Source organism: Weizmannia sp. FSL W8-0401 (assembly GCF_038009125.1).
Lineage (GTDB): Bacteria > Bacillota > Bacilli > Bacillales > Bacillaceae_C > Weizmannia > Weizmannia coagulans.
Window position 1 is genome coordinate 837890 of record NZ_JBBPAG010000001.1, and the last position, 22948, is coordinate 860837.

The 22948-nt window shown below is 48.9% G+C and carries 19 protein-coding genes and 1 riboswitch; of the genes, 17 read left to right on the forward strand and 2 right to left on the reverse strand.

Going from position 1 to position 22948, the window contains the following annotated elements:
- The first annotated feature begins 91 nt into the window (after nucleotides 1-91).
- The 10 genes from NSU00_RS03855 to NSU00_RS03900 all read left to right on the forward strand — a co-directional run bounded on the left by NSU00_RS03855 (nucleotide 92) and on the right by NSU00_RS03900 (nucleotide 13224).
- Complete coding sequence (locus NSU00_RS03855; protein WP_340703449.1) at nucleotides 92-1435, forward strand: murein hydrolase activator EnvC family protein; 1344 nt, start codon at nucleotides 92-94, stop codon at nucleotides 1433-1435.
- Nucleotides 1436-1663: 228 nt separating this feature from the next.
- Nucleotides 1664-3109, forward strand: coding sequence for a cardiolipin synthase (gene cls, locus NSU00_RS03860; RefSeq protein WP_340703450.1), 1446 nt, complete (start codon nucleotides 1664-1666; stop codon nucleotides 3107-3109).
- A gap of 98 nt (nucleotides 3110-3207) precedes the next feature.
- Nucleotides 3208-3315, forward strand: a riboswitch (SAM riboswitch).
- 103 nt (nucleotides 3316-3418) lie between these two features.
- The gene (locus NSU00_RS03865; RefSeq protein ID WP_340703451.1) at nucleotides 3419-4717 is read left to right on the forward strand and encodes an O-acetylhomoserine aminocarboxypropyltransferase/cysteine synthase family protein; all 1299 of its coding nucleotides are present in this window, start codon (nucleotides 3419-3421) and stop codon (nucleotides 4715-4717) included.
- A 260-nt stretch (nucleotides 4718-4977) separates the two neighbouring features.
- A complete protein-coding gene (locus NSU00_RS03870) occupies nucleotides 4978-5961 on the forward strand; it encodes a homoserine dehydrogenase (protein ID WP_013858638.1) in 984 nt (327 codons plus the stop codon).
- 450 nt (nucleotides 5962-6411) lie between these two features.
- Nucleotides 6412-7848: a S41 family peptidase gene (locus NSU00_RS03875; protein ID WP_017553914.1), complete on the forward strand. Its 1437-nt coding sequence runs from the start codon at nucleotides 6412-6414 to the stop codon at nucleotides 7846-7848.
- Between the two features lie 277 nt (nucleotides 7849-8125).
- Nucleotides 8126-9313 (forward strand): PDZ domain-containing protein, encoded by a 1188-nt coding sequence (locus tag NSU00_RS03880; RefSeq protein WP_340703452.1) that lies wholly within the window; start codon nucleotides 8126-8128, stop codon nucleotides 9311-9313.
- 312 nt (nucleotides 9314-9625) lie between these two features.
- A complete protein-coding gene (locus NSU00_RS03885) occupies nucleotides 9626-10576 on the forward strand; it encodes an ABC transporter permease (protein ID WP_207368310.1) in 951 nt (316 codons plus the stop codon).
- Nucleotides 10569-11519 (forward strand): iron chelate uptake ABC transporter family permease subunit, encoded by a 951-nt coding sequence (locus NSU00_RS03890; RefSeq protein WP_340703453.1) that lies wholly within the window; start codon nucleotides 10569-10571, stop codon nucleotides 11517-11519. Before NSU00_RS03885 ends, NSU00_RS03890 begins: the two co-directional genes overlap by 8 nt.
- A complete protein-coding gene (locus NSU00_RS03895; protein WP_340703454.1) occupies nucleotides 11513-12271 on the forward strand; it encodes an iron ABC transporter ATP-binding protein in 759 nt (252 codons plus the stop codon). Before NSU00_RS03890 ends, NSU00_RS03895 begins: the two co-directional genes overlap by 7 nt.
- 14 nt (nucleotides 12272-12285) lie before the next feature.
- A complete protein-coding gene (locus NSU00_RS03900; RefSeq protein ID WP_340703455.1) occupies nucleotides 12286-13224 on the forward strand; it encodes a siderophore ABC transporter substrate-binding protein in 939 nt (312 codons plus the stop codon).
- 56 nt (nucleotides 13225-13280) lie between these two features.
- Here NSU00_RS03900 and NSU00_RS03905 read toward each other — a convergent pair whose 3' ends face one another.
- A complete protein-coding gene (locus NSU00_RS03905; protein ID WP_026104642.1) occupies nucleotides 13281-13517 on the reverse strand; it encodes an indolepyruvate ferredoxin oxidoreductase subunit alpha in 237 nt (78 codons plus the stop codon).
- A gap of 306 nt (nucleotides 13518-13823) precedes the next feature.
- Between NSU00_RS03905 and NSU00_RS03910 the strand changes: the two genes are divergently transcribed.
- The 3 genes from NSU00_RS03910 (at nucleotide 13824) to pnpS (ending at nucleotide 16733) form a co-directional block, all read left to right on the forward strand.
- Nucleotides 13824-14162, forward strand: a complete 339-nt coding sequence (locus tag NSU00_RS03910; RefSeq protein ID WP_328192586.1) for a DUF5316 domain-containing protein — start codon at nucleotides 13824-13826, stop codon at nucleotides 14160-14162.
- A 73-nt stretch (nucleotides 14163-14235) separates the two neighbouring features.
- Nucleotides 14236-14928: a response regulator transcription factor gene (locus NSU00_RS03915; protein WP_019721718.1), complete on the forward strand. Its 693-nt coding sequence runs from the start codon at nucleotides 14236-14238 to the stop codon at nucleotides 14926-14928.
- 17 nt (nucleotides 14929-14945) lie between these two features.
- Nucleotides 14946-16733 (forward strand): two-component system histidine kinase PnpS, encoded by a 1788-nt coding sequence (pnpS, locus tag NSU00_RS03920; protein ID WP_340703456.1) that lies wholly within the window; start codon nucleotides 14946-14948, stop codon nucleotides 16731-16733.
- 418 nt (nucleotides 16734-17151) lie between these two features.
- Here the strand turns inward: pnpS and hemG are convergent, their stop codons facing one another.
- The gene (hemG, locus tag NSU00_RS03925; RefSeq protein WP_340703457.1) at nucleotides 17152-18564 is read right to left on the reverse strand and encodes a protoporphyrinogen oxidase; all 1413 of its coding nucleotides are present in this window, start codon (nucleotides 18562-18564) and stop codon (nucleotides 17152-17154) included.
- A gap of 220 nt (nucleotides 18565-18784) precedes the next feature.
- Here hemG and NSU00_RS03930 point away from each other — a divergent pair, with 220 nt between their 5' ends.
- The 4 genes from NSU00_RS03930 to pstB all read left to right on the forward strand — a co-directional run bounded on the left by NSU00_RS03930 (nucleotide 18785) and on the right by pstB (nucleotide 22941).
- The gene (locus NSU00_RS03930) at nucleotides 18785-19672 is read left to right on the forward strand and encodes a phosphate ABC transporter substrate-binding protein PstS family protein (RefSeq protein ID WP_340703458.1); all 888 of its coding nucleotides are present in this window, start codon (nucleotides 18785-18787) and stop codon (nucleotides 19670-19672) included.
- Nucleotides 19673-20090: 418 nt separating this feature from the next.
- Nucleotides 20091-20945, forward strand: coding sequence for a phosphate ABC transporter permease subunit PstC (gene pstC / locus NSU00_RS03935; RefSeq protein ID WP_237342276.1), 855 nt, complete (start codon nucleotides 20091-20093; stop codon nucleotides 20943-20945).
- Nucleotides 20942-21826, forward strand: a complete 885-nt coding sequence (pstA, locus tag NSU00_RS03940) for a phosphate ABC transporter permease PstA (RefSeq protein ID WP_285957885.1) — start codon at nucleotides 20942-20944, stop codon at nucleotides 21824-21826. Before pstC ends, pstA begins: the two co-directional genes overlap by 4 nt.
- A 281-nt stretch (nucleotides 21827-22107) precedes the next feature.
- Nucleotides 22108-22941 (forward strand): phosphate ABC transporter ATP-binding protein PstB, encoded by an 834-nt coding sequence (gene pstB / locus NSU00_RS03945; RefSeq protein ID WP_445684485.1) that lies wholly within the window; start codon nucleotides 22108-22110, stop codon nucleotides 22939-22941.
- Nucleotides 22942-22948 lie beyond the last annotated feature (7 nt).

Sequence of the window (22948 nt, forward strand, 5' to 3'; positions counted from 1 at the left end):
CCTTTTCCGTTCGTTTTAAAACATAGGAAAAACGGGGCGTTGCGTCCCCGGATACATAAAACAAAACCATATTGCTCTGAGGGGGAAAAAGATGAAGAAGCGTTCCATTCTGCCTGCTGCCGTTGTATGCACGCTCAGCTTGGGCGGCCTGTTCGGCTACCAGTCCAATGCGAGTGCGGCAGGAGATTTGCAGCAGAAAAAAAGCGAGATTGAGAGTAAACTTTCCAATGTCCAATCCGAAATGGACAAAAAAGACAACCAGATTTCCAACATTCAAGACAAGCAGGCTTCTCTCGGCAGCCAGCTTGAGGCGATTGAGTCTAAAATTCAATCGGCGAACAAAAAAATCAGCGAGCAGGAACAGAATATCAGCACAACGAAAAGCCAGATTGCTGATCTGAAGAAAAATATCGCCGAAATCAAAAAGCGGATTGAAGACCGAAACGCCATTTTAGAAGACCGCGCCCGCGCAATGCAGAAAAACGGCGGCGGTTCGGTTAATTATTTGGATGTTCTTTTGGAAGCGAAAAGCGTCGGTGATTTTATTGACCGCTTTTCGGCAGTGAAGACATTGGTTGAAGCAGACCGGCAAATTTTGGAAGAACAGAAAAAAGATGAACAGGATTTAAAAGACAAACAGGCATCAGTAGAGAAGAAACTGTCCGATTTGGAATCGATGCTGTCTGATTTACAATCATTAAAAGACAGTCTGAAACAGGATGAGAGCGAGAAATCGGCATTAATCAAAAAGCTGGAAAAACAAAAAGACAGCCTTAAAGAAGAGAAAATGTCGCTGAGTGAACAAAAGAGCATCCTGGCTGACCAAAAAGCTTCCATTGAAAAAGCCATTGCGTTTGCGAAAAAGCAAGCGGAGGAAGAAAGAAAGGCTGCAGCAAAAGCAGATGCAGCAGCAAAGGCACAAACGAATGCAGGATCAACAGGATCAGCAGGATCAAACGCAGGGACAACCCGCTCTGCATCGGTCAAGTCAAGTTCCGGGAGCCATTCCGGCGGATCCCTTCCGCAAGTATCTTCCGGGTCCTTTACGCGACCGGCATCCGGATATATTTCATCTGAATTCGGCGGGCGTTCCGGCGGGTTCCATCCGGGCATTGACATTGCCAACAGCATCGGGACACCGGTTGTCGCTGCAGCCGACGGTGTCGTGTTCAGGGCGTACCACTCTTCTTCATACGGGAATTGCGTCATGATCACCCACTATATTAACGGGAAGTTGTACACGACCGTTTATGCCCATTTGAGCTCGTACAGCGTCAGCACCGGGCAGCACGTCAGCAAAGGACAGCAGATCGGCGCAATGGGAAATACCGGGGAATCAACAGGGCCCCATCTTCACTTTGAAATTTATAACGGCCGCTGGACACCGCCGCCACATGCCGGTGCCCAAAACCCGAGAAACTACGTTAACTTTTAATAAAGGCGCGAAAAAGAACCGTATCTATTGGTGCGGTTCTTTTTGCATGCAATGGCAGGGAAAGTGCTGTATGATAGGTAAGACGCAAATATTATGGTATGATACAATTGTTATTTTTGCTGCGCAAACATATCCTATATCAATTTCAAAACACTTCACCGTGTTCCCGGATACCGGCCGGGAACAAACCTACAATAGGAACAAAGGGTGTACGAAAAGGAGAACGCAATGATTGTAACGGTACTATTGGTTATCTTGTTTCTTTTGAATTTTATTCTGGCAGGAACCGTTATTTTCCTCGAACGGCGGGATGTCGGCGCAACCTGGGCCTGGCTTTTGGTGCTGCTATTCCTGCCGATTGCCGGCTTTATCCTGTATTTGGTATTCGGGCAAAATTTAAGCCGCCGGAAAATTTTTGACTGGAAGGTACAGGAGAAGATCGGCATTAAGGAAATTTCCCAGCAGCAGATTGAACTGCTGCGCGAAAACCGGTTTCCGTTCCATGATGAGCGGACAGCCCAGTATAAGGATCTCGTTTATATGCTGCTGATGAATGACGGGGCGATCCTTTCCCAGGACAATCACGTCGATATTTTCACAGACGGCAGGAAAAAATTCCAGGCTTTATTTGAAGACATCCGGAATGCAAAAGACAGTATTCATCTTGTATATTATATTTTCCGGAATGACCGTCTCGGCCATGAATTGATTGACCTGCTGTCCCAAAAAGCAAGAGAAGGCGTAAAGGTGCGGCTGCTTTATGATGATATGGGATCGCGGATGCTGTTCCGCCGCAAATTTTTCCGGCCGCTGATTGAAGCCGGAGGGGAAGTGGCGGCCTTTTTTCCAGCCCGTATCCCGCTCATTAATTTGCGCGTCAACTTCAGAAACCATCGGAAATTGGCGATTATCGACGGACGGGTCGGTTATATCGGCGGTTTTAACGTCGGGGATGAGTATCTTGGCCTGAATAAAAAATTTGGTTATTGGCGGGACACGCATTTACGGATTTCCGGGAGCGCTGTTTATGCCATGCAGACCCGCTTTATTTTAGACTGGAATCAGGCATCGCCGCATGATGTGAAAAATGAAGAACGTTATTTCCCGGTCATCCCGCCGCAGGGGGAAACCGATATCCAGATTGTCTCAAGCGGCCCCGATTCCGAATGGGAGCAGATTAAAAACAGCTATATTAAAATGATCAATTCCGCCAAAAAATATATTTATTTGCAAACACCGTATTTTATTCCGGATGACAGCCTCCTGAATGCGCTGACGCTTGCCGCCTTATCCGGAGTGGATGTCCGGATTATGATTCCAAATAAACCGGACCATATGTTTGTCTACTGGGCGACGCTTTCCAACATCGGCCAGCTGTTAAAAACGGGCGTCAAAGTGTACATTTATCAAAATGGGTTCATCCACGCGAAAATGATTGTCGTAGACGGGAAAATTGCTTCCGTCGGCACGGCCAATATTGATGTGCGCAGTTTCCGCCTCAATTTTGAAGTGAACGCCGTGCTGTACGACCGCGAGCTTTCCGGCACACTTGCCGGCATTTTCCGGGACGACATGGCCAAATCAACCGAATTAACGCTCCATGTTTACCAGAACCGGCCGCTTTATGTACGGTTTAAAGAGTCCATTTCCCGGCTGTTGTCGCCAATTTTGTAGAAGAAAAAGAAAATTTTTTCAAAAAAGGTTGACGGTTTGCCATTGGTCTTCTATAATCTTAAACAATAAGTCATTCAAAATTGAATTATGAAAAGAAACTCTTATCGAGAGCGGCGGAGGGACTAGGCCCTGCGAAGCCCGGCAACCTTCAGGCATTTGCCTGAAAAGGTGCTAATTCCTACAGACATGCGTCTGAAAGATAAGGGAGGAACTTACATACATTGTAACCCTCTTCCCTTACGAAGAGGGTTTTTCATTTCCTCTTCCATCTTTCGCGGGAAAATTTTAAAAAATCGGGAGGCTTTAAAAATGACACAATCATCATTACAACCGGAAACTTTATTGCTGCACGGGGGCCAGGAACCGGACCCGGCGACAGGCTCGCGCGCCGTGCCGGTATACCGGACGACTTCTTACGTTTTTCCGGATACAGAACATGCAGAGGGCGTCTTCAATTTATCAAAAGAAGGTTTCATTTATTCCCGCCTCGGCAATCCGACTGTGGATGTGTTTGAAAAACGCGTTGCCGCACTGGAAGGCGGAACGGCGGCTGTCGGTTTGTCATCCGGCGCGGCGGCCATTGCCTTCTCCATTTTGAATATTGTGCGTGCGGGCGACGACATCGTATCCGCCAGCAATCTTTACGGCGGCACCTATAATTTGTTTGCCGTGACATTGCCGAAATACGGCATTAACGTCAAGTTTGTGGACGGGTCTGACCCTGAAGCGTTCCGCCAGGCGATCACCCCGAAAACGAAAGCATTGTATGCGGAAATTATCGGCAACCCAAGCCTGCAGGTGCTCGACGTGGAAAAAGTGGCGGAAGTTGCCCATGAAAACGGCATTCCTTTGATTGTCGACAACACGTTTGCTTCTCCGTTTGGCTCGAATCCGATCAAATGGGGAGCGGACGTGGTTGTCCATTCGGCGACAAAATGGATCGGCGGGCACGGAACGGCGATCGGCGGTGTTGCCGTTGACGGCGGGCATTTTGACTGGAACACAGAGAAATTTCCGGACTTCAGCGAACCGGATCCGAGCTACCACGGCTTGCGCTACGGCGTCGACACGGCACAGGCTGCGTTCGCCACAAAACTTCGCGTTCAGCTTTTGCGCGACTTCGGGCCGGCTTTAAGCCCGGACAACGCCTTTTTATTCCTGCAAGGGCTTGAAACGCTGCATCTGCGCGTGGAAAGGCATAACGAAAATGCGTTGAAAGTCGCGGAATTTCTGAAAAACCATCCGGGTGTTGCATGGGTCAATTATCCGGGCCTTGAAGACCATCCGTCCCATGAGCTGGCGCAAAAATATTTGAACGGCGGCTACGGCTCCATTGTTAACTTCGGTGTGAAAGGGGGCCGGGAAACAGGGAGGCGCGTGATCGACAATATCAAGCTGTGGTCGCATGTAGCGAATGTCGGCGACGCGAAATCGCTGATCATCCACCCGGCAACGACTACGCATTCGCAGCTGAGCGATGAAGAACTGGAAAAGTCAGGGGTCACGGGTGATTTGATCCGCTTGTCTGTCGGGCTTGAAGCCGTCGAAGATTTGACAGCCGACCTCGATCAAGCCATTACAAAAGCGACGGCCGTTACAGCCCGGTAAAAGCAGGTAACGGGCCAGGCAGGTTCGTGCGAAGGCCGCCACGGCGAATGCCAACAGGCGATCCGGAAAACTTGCACGGGATCCGTTCCGGGCTGATCCCACTATACAATTTTGTTGGCACGGACGGCCTGCACACCTGTTCCGGATCGGGAGCTTATGGGTGCCGGCTGCACCGGAGACCGCCGGGCCGCTTGATGTTTCACATGAACAAAACGCTTCAGAGGCGAATAGCGCTATATTGCAGGGAGGTTTTTGGATAAATGAGGGTGATTAAAGCAGCGCTGCTCGGCTTTGGGACGGTCGGCCAGGGCGTGTATGAAGCCGTCCGGACCCACCGGGAGCAGCTGAAAGAAAAGCTGCATGCCGAGGTAGAGATTGCAGCGGTTCTGATCAAAAACCCCCGTAAAAAGCGGAACATTGACAGTTCTGTGCTCGTCACGACGGACTTCCGGGAAATTCTTGCCATTCCCGGCCTTGAAGTCGTGTTTGAAGCGATTGTCGGGGAAGAACCAGGCTTTTCTTACTGTTTACAAGCGATTGAAAAAGGCTGCCACGTCATTACTGCCAATAAAGTCATGTTTGCAAGATATGGGAATGTGCTGCTTGAAAAAGCGAAAGAAAAAGGCGTGTTTGTCGGTTATGAAGCGACAACCGCAGGCGGCATCCCTGTGATTCGGACGATTTCCCAGCAGCTTCAGGTCAATGACATCCAGCGTGTGCAGGCGATTTTAAACGGCACATCCAATTTTATTTTATCGGAAATGCGCGAAAAACATCTTCCGTTTGAAGAAGCGTTGGAAATCGCCAGGCAGCACGGCTATGCAGAAGCTGACCCGGGCAATGATGTGGAAGGGCAGGACGCTTTTTGCAAGCTGATGATCTTAAGCCGGCTCGTATTCGGAACCCAGCCGGACTGGGAGAAAGTAGAAGTTGAAGGTATAGGCGGGCTCTCGCTTGCGGATATTGAAAAAGCGGATCGGAAGGGGCTCCGTTATAAGCATATTGCGGACATATACCGTGACGGCGGCACGCTGAAAGCATCCGTTAAGCCTGTCCTTATTCCTTCCGAACATGCCCTTTATGCGGTGGAAGGCGTCAACAACGCCGTCACAATTTACGGCAGCCTGGTTGGAAAAATTACCCTTACCGGCCCGGGTGCCGGAAAATTTCCGACAGCCAGCGCCATGATTGAAGACTTTGCAGCAGGTTACCGGCCTGTTCCGCAATTGGATGCCGTTTCGTGAACCGGTTATCCGGGCGGATTTAAGTTCCTTTGTGATTCTAAGATAGCATTTCAGCGAGGGGAGAACCCCTCAACCTCTTTTCGGCTTCTTCCGTTTTCGCTTGCTCGGCTTGGCGGGAGAGGCTTCTTTTTTTTACCTGTTTTGAATCCAATTGGCGAGAAAGTGACGGTTTACCCCGTTTGAAACTAATTGTTTATGGCCTCATCCGCCGTTCGTGCCGTTTCGTGGACAGCATGGCCATGGCCGGATGGCGTATCCCTTAAAGAAACCGGAGCCCGTTTGCAACACCCATTTTTTCGCTTCACGGCAGCCTGTTTTGCACCTTCTGCGGGACTTTCACCGGCTTTTTCCGCTGCCCGGCATATGCCCCCCGGCTTGTACATATATTGAATTATCGAGAGGAAGAGCCCCGCTTTTTGGCGGCGCTTCTTGTACAAGGAGGGCATCACCATGAAACGAAAATGGCTGGCGCTTGCGATTTCGGGATCGCTGCTTGCCGGTGCAGGCGGCGGCTATACGGCGGGCCAATGGTTTTCACAAAAGGACAAGGCAGCCCCCGCCCGCCAGGAAACAACCGGCGGGACAAGCAATATGCCGGATCTCACAAAAATTGCCCAGGCATACCAATTAATTAAAAGTTCCTATGTCCGGAAAGTTGACGAAAAAACACTCGTGGAAGGCGCAATCAAAGGCATGGTCAGTACATTGGACGATCCGTATTCCGTCTATATGGACAAAGAGACAGCTGCGCAATTCAACGACACGCTGGATTCCTCTTTTCAAGGCATCGGCGCTGAAATCACCAAAAAAAACGGAAAAATACTGATTGTTTCTCCTTATAGAAACTCCCCGGCCGAAAAAGCGGGACTGCGCCCGGAAGATGTAATTACAACAATCAACGGAAAAAGTACGGCAGGCATGGACTTATATGAAGTGACAACACGAATTAGAGGGAAAAAAGGCTCCAATGTAAAGCTGGGCATTTCAAGGGCCGGTTCCGGCAAACAGATGACAGTGACGGTCAAACGTGATGAAATTCCGCTTGACACGGTCTACTCGAAAATGAAAAAGGCAAACGGGAAAAAAATCGGTTATATTGGCATTACCCAGTTTTCAACAGATACGGCAACAGATTTTGCGCAGCAGCTCGAAAAACTTGAAAACCGCGGCATGGAAGGGCTTGTCATTGATGTACGGGGAAATCCGGGCGGCCTTCTTTCCAGTGTTGAAGCGATTCTCAAGCAGTTTGTCACAAGGAACAAGCCGTATTTGCAAATTGAGGAACGGAGCGGGCACCGTGTCCAGTATGTGTCCAAACTGAAGAAAAAAAAGGCTTATCCGGTTGCGGTCCTCGTCGATAAAGGTAGCGCAAGCGCTTCTGAAATTATGGCGGCAGCGCTTCATGAAACGGAAAATTATCCATTAATCGGCGCCAGGACATTTGGCAAAGGGACGGTGCAGGAAGCGGTGCCGATGGAAGATGAGAGCATCATCAAACTGACCATGTTTAAATGGCTTACGCCCGACGGCCACTGGATCCATCATAAAGGCATTGCCCCGACGATTGAAGTGAAACAGCCGGATTATTTCGACGCCCAGGCTTTGCAAATCAGCCGCATGTTGAAAAAGGATATGAACAACGCCCAAATCAAAACCGCCCAGCAAATGCTAAAGAGCCTTGGCTTTTCGCCGGGCAGGGAAGACGGTTATTTCGATATCCAGACGGAAAATGCCGTTAAGGCGTTCCAGTTTGATAAAGGCCTTCCGGCAACCGGCAGCATCAATCAAAAAACGGCCGACGAATTGGAAAAATCGCTGTACAAAATGGCGCGCGCGGAAAAAAATGATTTGCAGCTGCAAGTGGCGTTAAAGGTTGTCAGCAAATAACGCCGCTTCAGCGGGCCGGGCTGCAAGCCAACATTCAGCAAATTTGCTTCTTCCTGCTCTCGCTCCTCATGTTTTTGCCAATTTCTGGTTTGCTTCAGCTTTTTGCATGGCGCGGTGCCGGCATGAGGATATTCCCGGAGCAGTTGCATAAGCGGTGATGCCGGTTTGGACAGAAAATCTGTGAGCCTGGAAAAAAACCCGGAATTTCGGAGAGTTTTTCGCCAAAATCTGCTAAAATAATACTACAAATAGGTACGTGCAGGGGATGGTGTTTCGGTTGGAACAGATTTGGTTCACTGAAGTGTTGAAGGGCATCGGAAGATTTTTTCTCCATCCGGTATTCTATTATGCGCTGTTGCTCGCGCTCGTTTCAGGCGCGGCAAGAGTCAAGCGGGAAAGAAACGATTTTCATATCAGGGTTTATAAAAGATCGCTTGAACTGCGGTCTTTATTTCCTGCCGGGCTGATATGCGGGCTGATCCTTTCCGCTCTCTCAGTGGCGGCAGGGTTTCAAGTGTCATGGCCCGTTCTTGCTGTGGTGGCGGCTGCGACGATTGTATTTTCGCTCGTGGGGCAGTTCCGGCTTCTTTCACCGGCATTTACCATAGGCATTCCGGTGCTCCTGTTTTTTGCTTTCACAAGGATGCCGGTTCAGCTGCCGGATTGGATGGGCGGCACAACCGATGCGATGGTTGCAGGGCTTTCCGTGTTGGCAGGCCTTCTTTTGTTAGCGGAAGGCGTGCTGTTGAGGACAAACGGCACGAAGCATGTTTCCCCGAAACTGCGGAAAAGCCGGCGCGGTTTGAATGTCGGCGCATTTGTGGCCAAAAAACTCTGGCTTGTGCCGGTCGTTTGTTTTCTGCCCGCAGGCCCGCTTTCGGTCAACGCTTCATGGTGGCCTGTTGTGAACTGGGGTGGGCATACGTTTTCACTGGTGCTTGTCCCGTTTTTAATCGGTTTCCAGCACCAAATCCAGAGCACTTTACCGCAGTCTGCATTGAAGCGGATCGGAACCTGGGTTATTTGGGCGGGCATCATGACGACCGCAATCGGAGCAGCAGGGCTCTATTTTCCTTATTTTCCTGCAGTAGCAGCCGTTTTTGCCATTGTCGCGAGAGCATGGATCTCCATTCACCACCGGATGCGTGAAAACAACGCGCCGTATTATTTTACACAGCAGAACAACGGCATGATCATTTTAGGGATCATACCGGGATCAAAAGCGGAAAAAATGGGGCTTTCCATCGGTGAAGTGATTTCCAAATGCAACGGTGAGCCCGTTCGCAATATGGATGAATTTTACCGTGCCCTGCAAAAAAGCCCGGCTTATTGCAAACTTGAAGTCATCGATACGAACGGGGAGATGCGCTTTGCCCAGGGCGCGCTTTATGAAGGCGAACATCATGAACTTGGCATATTGACCGTAGAAAATAACATCAACTGGGATCCGGACCAGGCGGGATGACCGGAAAATAGAAAGCGGCGGAAACTTCCAAAAGGAGGTCCCGCCGCTTTTTTCATCGACACATCGTAACCACAATTGCGTTTGTCACTGACCATCTCGTACGGAGGCGATTTCAAAAGGCCGGTTGCGTTTTTCGTTGACTATGATCCTTGCAATTCTATCTGTCAAAATTCAAAACCTGTTTTCTATGGAAAACACGTTAAAAATATTGAAAACTTAATTGACAATGATTCTCACTATCAATATAATTATAATTGATAATGAAAATCAATTGCAACGAGCTGACAAAAGGAACGGGGGAGTACGAATGGAATGAAAAAAAGATATTTAGTGCCCCTGCTTGCCGTGCTGTCCATCATTTCGATTTTTATCGGCGCGGAAAATATCAGGCCGGCGGATATGCTCCATTTAAGCAGGGAGCAGACAGAAATTTTGCTGGCAAGCCGCCTGCCGCGCCTGATCAGCATCATCATTGCGGGCGTGGGCATGAGCATCTGCGGCCTTGTGATGCAGCAGCTGACGAGAAATAAATTTGTCTCCCCGACGACAGCCGGCACGATGGACTGTGCCCGGCTCGGCATTTTGGTTGCGATCATCCTGTTTTCTGCGGCAAGCCCGCTGATCAAAATTGCGGTTGCTTTTTGCTTTGCGCTGGCTGGCACCTTGCTGTTCATGAAAATACTGGGCCGGATTAAATGGAACGATACAATTTTCATCCCGCTTGTCGGGCTGATGTTTGGCAATATCGTAAGCTCTGTATCGACTTTCTTTGCGTATAAATTCGATTTAATCCAGAGCCTGTCCTCATGGCTGCAAGGCGATTTTTCAGGCGTGCTGAAAGGGAAGTACGAGATGCTTTATTTAGCAGTTCCGGCCGTTTTGGTCGCGTATGTGTTTGCCAACCGGTTTACGGTCGCCGGCATGGGGGAAGATTTTGCCAAAAATCTTGGCCTGAATTACAAGCAGGTGGTCAACCTCGGCCTTGTCCTTGTCGCGCTGATTACTTCGGCAACGGTACTGACAGTCGGCACCATCCCGTTTCTGGGCTTAATTATTCCAAACATTGTGTCCATTTACCGTGGCGACCATATGAAAAAAAGCATTACGGTGACGGCGCTGCTTGGGGCGGTGTTCCTGCTGTTTTGCGATATTTTGGGGCGCATTGTCATTTATCCGTATGAAGTGCCGATCAGTTTAACAGCCGGCATCATCGGGAGCGGCATTTTTGTATATTTGCTGCTGAGGAGGCACGCTTATGCATAGCCGTTCCAAACTGCTTATGCTTGCCGTAATCGCATCAGGCCTCATTGCAGCATATATTTGCATCGGATCTTACTGGGATTTCAACTATATTATCCCGTCAAGAATCCGGAAAATTTCCGTCATCATCCTGACTGGCTGTGCGATTGCCTTTTCGAGCCTTATTTTTCAGACGATTACGAATAACCGCATTTTAACGCCGAACGTGCTCGGGCTGGATTCCCTTTATCTCATGATCCAGACGGCGGTCGTTTTCGCCATGGGGGCCAAAACGCTAACGATAATGCAGAGCCATGTCAATTTTGTGGTTTCACTCGTGGCGATGGTGCTGTTTTCCGCCGTTTTGTTCCACTTAATTCTTCGCCGGAGCAGGCAAAATATGTATTTTCTGCTTTTGATCGGGATGATTTTTGGCACTTTATTCGGCAGTTTCACTTCTTTTATGCAAATGCTGATCGATCCGAATGAGTTTCAGGTGCTGCAGGATAAAATGTTTGCCAGCTTCAACAATGTGAATGTCCATTTGCTGTGGGTTTCTTTTGTGCTTGTTGTATTGTGCGGGTTGTATTATTTGCGTTTTGCCAAGTTTATGGATGTGATGCTGCTCGGGCGGGATCAGGCGGTCAACCTTGGTGTTGATTATAACCGGGTAGTGCGGCATCTGCTTTTGATTGTCGTCGTCCTTGTCTCCGTCTCGACGGCGTTGGTCGGGCCGATCACATTCCTCGGCCTGCTCGTTGTCAACGTCGCTTATCAATTTTTTGATACATACCGGCATATCATTCTTATACCGGGTGCGATGCTGATCAGCGTTGTCTTCCTCGCAGGAGGGCAGCTGCTTGTGGAAAGAGTCTTCCAGTTCTCTGTTCCGCTCAGCGTCATCATCAATTTTGCCGGGGGCATCTATTTTATTTACTTACTTTTAAAGGAGAGTCGCGCATGGTAAATGTGATGAATGTCTTAAAAAGCTATGGGAGCAAGAAGGTCATTGACCATGTGTCTGTTAACATTCCAAAGGGAAAAATCACTTCTTTTATCGGGCCAAATGGTGCCGGGAAAAGCACCCTGCTTTCGATCATCAGCCGGCTTGAATTTTCGGATGAAGGGGATGTATACATAGACGGGGAGGCCGTCAGCCGTACAAACAGTAAAAAGCTGGCGAAAAAAATATCCATCCTGAAGCAGTCCAATCATATGAACATCCGGCTGACAGTAAGGGAACTTGTCGCATTCGGGCGTTTCCCGCATTCAGAGGGGCGGCTCACGGATGCAGACCAAAAAATAATTGATAAAGCGATTTGTTATATGGAATTGGAAGAATACGAGAACCGGTACTTGGATGAACTGAGCGGCGGGCAGCGGCAGCGCGCTTACATCGCGATGGTGCTGGCCCAGAACACCGAGTATATTTTGCTTGATGAACCGTTAAATAATCTCGATATGAAACATTCGGTCCAGATTATGAAAGTGTTGCGCAAGCTTGCCGATGAGCTTGGGAAAACCGTTTTAATTGTCATTCACGACATTAATTTTGCATCGTTTTATTCGGATTACATTGTGGCGATGAAAGACGGGAAAATTGTAAAACAGGGAAAAACGGATGACATCATTCGCCCGTCTGTTTTAAAGGAAATTTACGATATGGATATCCAAATTCAGGATTACTGCCAAAATAAATATTGCTTATATTACGGATGAAAAGGGGATTCGCGATGAGAAAGCGCTATTTAGCTGGAGTCATGATTTTGCTGTTAGCGGTATTTGCTGCCGGGTGCGGAACGAAAGAAAGCGCCGGGGGCAGCAGTGCCTCATCAAAGAAAATAACGGTAAAGCATGAACTCGGAACCACAAAAGTTCCGGAAAATCCGAAGAAAGTCGTCGTGTTTGACTTCGGCGTGCTGGATTCAATGGATAAGTTGGGCATTAAAGTGACGGGCGTACCGCAGGACAATCTTCCGCCATATTTGAAAAAATACAAAAGCAGCAAGTATGAAAATGTCGGCGGCCTCATGGAACCGGATTTTGACAAGATCAGTGAAATCCATCCGGACCTGATCATCATTTCCGGCAGGCAGCGGGACAACTACAATGAATTTAAGAAAATTGCCCCGACCGTTTATATGGGGCTGGATACAACGAAGTATATGGATTCCTTTAAACAGAATATGAAAACGCTCGGCAAAATTTTCAATAAAGAAAATGCCGTGAAAAAGCAATTGGCCGATATTGACGATTCGATCAACAGCCTGCATGCAAAAGCGGAAAAAGTGAACGGCAAAGCGTTGATTGTCCTGACGACCGGCGGAAAAGTGAGCGCGTTCGGACCGGGTTCACGGTTTGGCCTCATCCACGACGTATTTGGTGTACCGGCTGCGGACAAAAACATTAAAGCATCCATTCACGGGCAGAATGTGTCATTTGAATATATCATGAAAACCAATCCCGACTATTTGTTTGTCATTGACCGCGATGCAGCCATCGGGCAGGGCGGAAACGCAAAGAGCGTCATCGAAAACGACCTCGTCAAGAAAACGAATGCTTACAAGAACAAACATATCGTTTATCTTGACCCGGGTTACTGGTACCTTTCCGGCGGCGGGCTCGTCTCCGTATCCGAAATGGTGAAGGAAGTTCAGAACGCGATTGATTAAGCCGTGCCAACGCCCGGTTTTAAAAATAACCCCCGCATATGGTGCGGGGGTTATTTTTACTCTGAATAAAATTTGCGGGCTTTTTCCAGGAAGGCCATATCCTCTTCTTCCAGTTCTTCTTCATGATAGATGGCTTCTACCGGACAAACTGCCTGGCAAGCGCCGCAATCGATGCAAATATCCGGGTCGATAAAGTACTGGTCTTCCCCCTCGGCAATACAATCCACGGGGCATACATCCACGCATTCGGCCGCTTTTTCGCCGATGCACGGTTGGGTAATTACAAATGCCATTTTCCAGATCACCTTTTTCCTATATGTTAATCATTATCCGTCTAGCGTTGCGTTTATATCCATCCATTTTGCCAGCCGGACATCCCCAGGCCGGCAGGGTGACAATACGCAATATTCGAAGCCGGGCGTCCATGCTTTATCTTTTAACGATCATTTTTAATATAACAAAATGGTACGAATCTTTCAATCAAAACTCTCTGCGTGTGGGAAGGAGATTTAAAAAACACGCAACAAGAGACGTCATAAAAGCAGGACATTTTATGACGGAGGCTGAATATAACAATAAAGAAAAGGAGGGGGCAAAAATTGAAGGCATATGCTGTTATAACCGGAATGATCATTGCTGCGGCTGGCATCATTGCAGGGCTGTTTACCAGGGATTTTTCAAAAACCTATTGGATCTGCGGGATAGCGGCAGCAATTGGGATTGTTTTCTCCGGCATCACGATGGGGGCGTTTGTGGGCGGCATGGAGACACGGGCTAACTATTTTTCTGAAACAAAAGAACATCACCAATCAAGATTCAGCCTGACGATGCTTTTTTCCTGTTCGGATTGCCGAATCTTATTGCCGTTCTGGCAGTATTTCTCATCCAAATGTACGCTTAACATTTACATATTTTCCGGTCGCGCGCGGAATGCTTGAAATCCGGCTTTACAATGGAAAAGCAGGCACGATACAATGAAGAAAAACAAGTCGGGGAGCGGGGCTATAACAGATGGCTAAAAAAATTTTGGTTGTGGATGATGAACCATCCATTGTGACCCTTTTAAAATTCAATCTCGAGCAAGCCGGTTTTGAAGTGCTGACTGCCAGTGACGGAAACGAGGGATATGATACAGCGAGGAGAGAAAAACTTGATGTCATTATTCTCGATCTGATGCTTCCGGGCATGGACGGCATGGACGTTTGCAAGCAGCTGCGGCTTGGGAAAATCAATACGCCCATTTTAATGCTGACAGCCAAAAGCGATGAACTGGATAAAATTCTCGGCCTTGAACTCGGGGCAGACGACTATATTACAAAACCGTTCAGCCCGCGGGAAGTGGTGGCCCGCGTGAAAGCGATCCTGCGGCGGGCAGAAACAAAAACAGAAGAAGAAACCGCTGATGCGATTAAAGTGGGCGATCTGCGCATTTTACCGGAACAATTCGAAGCCTATTTTAAAGAGAAAAAACTGGAGCTGACCCCGAAAGAATTTGAACTGCTATTGTATTTGGCAAATCACGCCGGGAAAGTGCTAAGCCGCGACCAGCTGCTGGCTGCCGTTTGGAATTTCGATTTTGCGGGCGATACAAGAATCGTCGACGTGCACATCAGCCACCTCCGCGAAAAAATGGAAGAAGATACGAAACAGCCGCAATATATTAAAACAGTCAGGGGTTTTGGCTATAAAATGGAAGTGATGTAGCGGGAAAGGGCTTTGCGATGAATAAATTATGGATCCGCATTTTTATTGCATTTTTATCGATTTTGGCTGCCGTATTGCTGGCCATCGGCTTTTTCGTTGCCGATATGATTCAACATACATATATGGACATGGCGCGCACGCAGCTTTCCCAGGATGCAGATCTGCTGATGAAAACGATCCGCCCGCAAACGTTAAAAGACAAGCCGGATATACTGCAAAAAAAAGTTCGGCATTATTATTCCAACCACGAACCGCGTATTACCATAATCGATACAAACGGGAAAGTGCTCGCAGATTCGGACGATGATCCGGCAAAAATGGAAAATCACGCAAACCGGCCGGAATTCAGGCAGGTGATAACGCAGCATAAAGCAAGCGGCGAGTCCATCCGTTCAAGCCATACGCTCGGGTACAATATGATGTATGTCGCAAATCCGGTAAAAGAAAATGGGAAAGTTATCGCAGTCATACGGACTTCCATTGCGCTTAACCGGATTGATGCTGTGCTAAAAGGATTGTGGTTCAGCCTCGGGCTTGCAATGGCGGTGGCTTTCCTCATTTCCGGCTGGATCAGCTATGTGCTGGCGCGGAAATTCACGCGCCCGATTGAAGCAAGCATTGAGGTCAGCAATCGCTTGATTGAAAAAGATTATGACAGCCGCGTCCATGTAAATGCAAGCGGGGAATTGCAGCAGCTGGCAAAAGCCATTAATAATCTTGCCCATAACTTAAAGCAGCAAATGGACGAGATTGATGAAAACGAGCAGCAGCTGACCGCCGTATTGGAAAATATGGACAGCGGGGTTATGCTTATTCAGACATCGGGGCGGATCATGCTTGTGAACCGGGCAATGGAGGAAATGACGGGTTTGTCGTCCGGCGAATTGATTGGAAAGCGCCATATCGAAGCGGGAAAAAGTTTCGGACTCAGCCAGTTGATCGATCGTTCATTAAAAACGGGTGAACGGTTTCGGGACGAGGTCCATCTTTATTACCCGAAAGAGCGCATTCTCGATGCCCATATTGCGCCGTATGTCGGGGAGAGCGGAGAGCTGCGCGGCGTTGTCGCGGTCCTGCATGATGTAACAGAAACGAGGCGGCTTGAGCAAATCCGCAGCGAATTTGTCGCAAATGTCTCCCATGAATTGAAAACGCCCGTCACCTCTGTCAAAGGGTTTGCGGAAACGTTACTAGACGGTGCCATGTATGATGAAGCGACACTCAGGGAATTTTTAAAGATCATCTATGACGAGTCCGACCGGCTGCACCGGCTCATTTCCGACATTCTCGATTTGTCCAGGATCGAGCAGCACCGCATTCCGTTGAAAATGGAACAGCTCAATGTGGTCGATGTGATTACAGAGACCGCCCAAACGATGCGGAAGAGAATAGAAAAGAAACAGCTGGAACTTGTCCTGCCACAAAAGCGGCACGTCATGATGGAAGCAGACAAAGACCGTCTCCGCCAAATCCTGTTGAATCTGGTAACGAACGCGATTGCCTATACGCCGGATAAAGGCAGGATTGAAATCAGCCTGATCGAAAGGGAAAATGAACTGGACTTGATCGTAAGCGATACAGGCATTGGCATTTCTGAAAAGGATTTGCCGCGCATCTTTGAACGGTTTTACCGGGTCGATAAAGCCCGGTCAAGGCAGTCCGGCGGTACGGGGCTCGGCCTTGCAATCGTTAAGCATCTTGTTGAATCGTACCATGGCAAGATCCGAGTGGAAAGCGAGGAAGGAAAAGGCAGCACCTTTATAGTCACCCTGCCACGGACGCAAACCAGGCCGGACGCTGTTTAAAAGCGCCCGGCCTGTTGCTTTTTGCGGATATGGGAGGTGTTCATAACCGGGATGAAGGACAAAAAGGGGGGAACCGCAGGCCGAAATGTCCTTCATAAGCGGGATGAAGGACAAAAAGGGGGCGAACCGCAGGCCGAAATGTCCTTCATAACCGGGATGAAAAACAAAAGGAGGCGAACTGCAGTCAGAAATGTCCTTCATAAGCGGGATGAAAGACAAAAGGAGGCGAACTGCAGGTTGAAATGTCCTTCATAACCGGGATGAAGGACAAAAAGGGGGGAACCGCAGGCCGAAATGTCCTTCATAAGCGGGATGAAAGACAAAAGGAGGCGAACTGCAGGCTGAAACGTCCTTCATAAGCGGGATGAAGGACAAAAGGGGGCGAACTGCAAATTTTGTCCATTCGGCAATACATGATTTACACATTTAAACTGCCCTGCTCCCTTAGTTTTTCCATTACCTTTCCCGCCGTTTCTTTTCCATTCATGATGCAATCGGCGATACCGACGCCGTAGTAAGAGCAACCGGCAAGCACCAAGTTCGGGTCGCTTGCTGACAGCTTTTTGGTTAGCGCTTCTACCCTCTGACGGTGGTGCAAATCGTACTTCGGCATCTTGCCCAGCCATTTTGTCACTTCCGCTGCCACCGGCTGTGCACTGATCCCGAGCGCCTGCCGGACATCTTTCAGTGCCGTTTCAATCAGCCCCTCCTGATCCATAGCATTCAGCCGGTTAAACAGTGCGGCATCCGCGTCTTTATAAAACAAGCGCAACAGCAGGCGCCCGTTTTTCGATGTGTGCGGCCATTTCCGGCTTGTCCATGTGCAGGCATTGCAAGCGAGCCCGCTTCCGCCGGAAACAATAAAGCCCGTCCCGTCTTTCGGCAAGACTGCATCCGGCACGTCAAAACCAAGATAAACGGTGATCACCGAAGCGGCCTTAAATTGCCCCCATTCCTCATCCAACGCAGGGTCCGCAAGCAGTTTCTTCGCTGCAGCATGTGGTACGGCAAGCACCACCACATCTGCTTCAAGCCTGCGCCCGTCCGACAATACAACAGTATAGCCTTTTTCGTGCCGTTCAAGCACATCTGCTTTTACCCCTTTTATGATGTCAGCGCCCGCTGCCTTTTCCTCGAGCCGGCCAGCCAGTTCGGCCAAACCGTTTTTAAACGATACAAATTTTTTCTTCTCAGGAGACAAGAAAGTTTGCTTATGTTCGGACAAACCTTTCATGATGCTGCCATACTGGTTTTTATAATCGACAAGAAACGGCATCGTTGTCGCCAATGTCAGTTCATACAAATTGCCGGAGTAAACGCCGGACAGCACCGGCGCAATTTGTTTCTTCACCAGTTCTTTGCCGAAAAAAGCCTCCAAAAATTCCCCGGCCGAACTGTCTTTTGTAAAAGAATGGTTTTTCGTAAACAAATCTTTCAGCGCTGCCAGCTTCCCTTTTGTTGAAACAAGTTCGCTGCCAAAAAGCGCATCCAAACTTGCCGGAATGCCAAACACTGCCTCTGCCGGAATCGGTTTTAACCCGTCTTCCCGGTAAAGATACGAGATGCCGGTAGCATTGTGGCGGATCCGGTTTTCAAGCCCGAGTTCTTTCAAAAAGCCGGCTACCCCTTTTTTGCGGGCAACGATTGAATCCGCCCCCGTTTCCATAATAAAGCCCTCTTTCCGGACGGTACGGAGCTTTCCGCCGGCTTCCGGATTTTCTTCCACAAGGGCTAAGGTTGCCTGTGCACCTGTTTTTTGGATCTGTTTATGAAGCTCGTACAATGTGGTAAGACCCGTAATGCCCCCGCCAATAATCACGACCGATTTCAATTTTATACCTCCGTTCAGTCTCTGTTACCTCTATTATAAACAAACCGGTTTCTTCTATTTTTAATGTTTTTGCCTAAAATGTGACAATCACTCTTTAAAATCTTACACCTGGTTCTATCATCTTTACAAACTCTTAACATTCCATTCATATCTGCTTAATACCGCACGATTATCTTTAAAGGTGCAAGGAGCAAACCAATAAAAAACAGGGGGCAAAAAAATGAAGAAAAAGTTTGCAGCGCTATTTGGCTTATTAACGATTTTCGCGGTGATTGCTGCCGGGTGCGGGAATGCAAAAGGGACGGCAACATCCGGCAACGGCACAAAACAGGAAAGCATCACGGCAGTCGGTTCCACCGCGCTCCAGCCGCTCGTGCAGGAAGCCGCGGCACAATATATGAATGATCATCCGGGCGCAACCATTAACGTACAGGGCGGCGGCAGCGGAACCGGATTGAGCAAAGTTGCGGAAGGCGCTGTCCAAATCGGGAATGCTGACGTTTTTGCCGAGGAAAAAGACGGCATTGATGCAAGCAAGATTACAGACCATAAAGTTGCCGTTGTCGGGTTTGCGCCAGTTGCAAATCAGGACATCGGCGTTGATAACCTGACAAAACAGCAGCTGATCGGCATCTTCACCGGCAAAATTAAAAACTGGAAAGAAGTCGGCGGAAAAGACCTGAAAATCGTTGTGATTAACCGTGCAGAAGGATCCGGCACACGGGCCGTCTTTGAAAAACAGGCTTTAGACGGCGCTACTGCATTGAAAGCGCAGGAACAGGACTCTTCGGGTACCGTGCAAAAAATTGTCAACGAAACACCAGGGGCTATCAGCTATCTCGCATTCTCTTATATAAACAATAAAGTCAAAGCTTTAAAAGTGGACGGTGTTGAACCGGCGGAAGAGAATGTCAAAACAAATAAATGGAAAATCTGGGCTTACGAACATATGTATACAAAAGGAAAGGCAACGGGCTTAACGAAAAAATTTATTGATTACATGCTTTCTGATGAAGTACAAAAAAACCTCGTTCCAAAACTTGGGTATATGCCTATTTCTGAAATGCAAGTTGAACGGGATGCCGGCGGAAACGTGACAACAAAATAAAGCGGCACACACTTAAAACTTTGTGGGGCTGCGAACTGCGCAAGCAGCAGAATGATCGCCTGGACGATACGATTTCCAAAGTTGCCGAAATCTTGCCTGTTTTGAAAATTGCAACCGTAAAGAATAAAACAACGTGAACGAACAAGCAGTCGAGCAGGCAGCGCAGGCCGCCCGCAAAGCAGAAATGCGTTCGAAAATCAACGTTGCCGGTCTTGCCTGCTTTTGAAAACTGCACCCGGAAAGGCCTGCAGAGCAGAAATTTTATCCGGAAACTAAAGCGGCAATCTTGCCCGTTTTTAGAAACCTAACCGGAAGGGGATAGAACAACGTGAGTGAAAATGCACTCAAATGGACAGAACAGGTTGTCAAAAATCAAGCAAAACCGCGTTCGAAAATCAAAATAGAACGGCGCGGGAAAATGATGACGCTGATTTGCATTGCTTTGATGGCGGTTGTTGCCGCATCGATTTTTATTTTTGTCGCATCAAAAGGGCTTGCCCTTTTCTTTGAACATCACGCCAGTGTCATTGAATTTTTCACAGGAAAAGACTGGAACCCGGGCAAAAAGGATGCTGCCGGGACCCCAGTTGCGGGCGCTTTGCCGATGATAACCGGTTCCTTTGCCGTAACATTTCTTGCCGCTATCATTTGTGCGCCGCTTGCAATCGGCGGGGCTGTATTTATGACAGAAATTTCCGCTAAACGGGGGCAAAAAATGTTGCAGCCGGTCATTGAATTGCTTGTCGGCATTCCGTCGGTTGTTTATGGATTTATTGGATTAAGCGTCGTCGTCCCGTTTCTTCGTGAACATGTATCAGGAAGCGGATTTGGCATTGCGGCAGGAACCATTGTGCTTGCGGTCATGATTTTGCCGACTGTGATGAGTTTGTCGGTGGATGCCATCCGCGCTGTACCCGATTCGCTCCGGGAAGCCTCGCTTGCGCTTGGGGCGACGCGCTGGCAAACGACTTACAAAGTAGTGCTGCGGACGGCGCGGCCGGGCCTGTTAACGGCTGTTATTTTCGGGATGGCCCGGGCATTCGGTGAAGCGCTCGCGGTGCAGATGGTAATTGGCAACGCAACGGTGATGCCCCGTTCATTGCTCGAGCCGGCATCCACTTTAACAAGTATTTTAACGATGGGCATGGGCAATACCGTGATGGGAAGTGTGGAAAATAACGCGCTCTGGACGCTGGCGCTCGTTTTGCTCCTCATGTCGCTCGTCTTCATCATCATCGTCCGTTTTATCGGCCGCAGGAGGGAAGCAGCATGAAAGCAAAAATAGCAGACCGTATCGCAACATCCGTTTTTTACTTCATTGCCGTGTTTATCGTCGCCATTCTTGCGGGGCTCGTCGGATACATTCTTGTAAAAGGGCTGCCGCATATCAGTTGGTCATTCATTTCATCCCCTCCCCAAACATTTAAAGAAGGCGGGGGAATCGGGCCGCAGTTGTTCAATTCCTTTTATTTACTCGTGCTGACAATGGCGATCAGCATGCCAATCGCACTTGGCGCAGGCATTTATATGGCAGAATATGCACGGAAAAACCGGCTGACGGATTTGCTCCGGACGGCGATTGAAGTGTTGTCTTCGCTGCCGTCTATTGTGGTCGGGCTGTTTGGTTTTCTATTCTTTGTCCTGTCGATGGGCTGGGGATTTTCGATTTTGTCCGGCGCGTTTGCATTGGCGCTTTTCAATTTGCCGCTGCTGGTCCGGGTCGTGGAAGATTCGCTTCGTGCCATTTCGCCGGCGCAAAGGGAAGCAGGCCTTGCACTTGGAGTGTCAAGATGGGAAACGATTCAATCGGTGCTGCTTCCGGCTGCGTTGCCGGGGATCATCACCGGGATTATTTTGGCCTCCGGGCGCGTTTTCGGCGAAGCGGCAGCCCTTATTTATACAGCAGGCATGAGCTCGCCAAATCTTGATTTTTCAAACTGGAACCCGTTCAGCATGAACTCTCCGCTGAACCCGCTCCGCCCGGCTGAAACATTGGCCGTGCACATTTGGAAAATCAACGGGGAAGGCCTCATGCCGGATGCCGCGTCCGTATCAAGCGGCGCGTCCGCAGTGCTGATCCTGTTTGTGCTCATCTTTAATTTTTCAGCAAGGTTTGTCGGCAAATGGCTCCATAACCGGATGACTTCGCAATGAAGGCGCCGTATCCATCTGGAAACGCGCCATGTCTGCTTTAAATCGGTGCATTTGCAACAGCTTCACAACCGGATGAATGAGGGTGCACGGGATCCGCGTCTATTTGGCACCATATCTAGCTTTTTTATACTTTATTTTCAGCGGGAATGATCACAACCGGGTAAATAAGGGTGCCCGGAAACAGGGCAGGCGTTTGTATCAAGCCCGTTCTTGCGCGCGCTTCACTTTAACAAGAAAAAAACGGACCCTTACTGATTTCACAATAAAAGGAGGAATGCCCCATGGCAGTATCGATGCTGGTACGGAATGAAAAAATGGTGCTACCCGCGGTTGAAATTCCCGGGCAGATGCCGGAAGCACAGCACATTATCATCGAAACAAAAAATTTAAGTGTTTTTTACGGGGAAAAAGCGGCGATCCAAAATGTTAGCCTCGCGTTTCCCGAACATCAGGTGACGGCATTAATCGGCCCGTCCGGATGCGGAAAATCGACCTTTTTGCGGAGCTTGAACCGCATGAATGATGAAATTGCGGGCTGCAGGATGTCCGGCGGGATTTTTTATAAAGGAGCCGACATCACCCTTTCGTGCGCGGATGTTTTTGAAATCCGAAAGCATATCGGCATGGTGTTCCAGCGCCCGAATCCGTTCGCAAAATCGGTTTTTGAAAATGTCGCGTTTGGCCCGAAGCACCATGGCGTGAAGAAAAAAGCATGGCTGGAAGAAATTGTCGAAGAAAGCTTAAAAAAAGCTGCATTATGGGATGAAGTGAAGGATCGCCTGCATACGTCCGCGCTTGCCCTGTCAGGCGGCCAACAGCAGCGGCTCTGTATCGCAAGGGCGCTCGCCATGAACCCGGATGTCCTGCTTCTTGATGAACCAGCATCGGCGCTCGATCCGGTCTCAACCGGTAAAATTGAGGAACTGATACTCGAACTGAAAAAAGATTATACCGTTGCCATTGTCACGCACAATTTGCAGCAGGCCGCCCGCATTTCTGACAAGACCGCCTTCTTTTTCATGGGCGCGCTGATCGAAGCGGGGGACACGGCGAAAATGTTTACCAAACCGGAAAACCAACAAACAAGGGATTACTTATCCGGCTTTTTTGGCTAAATCTTGG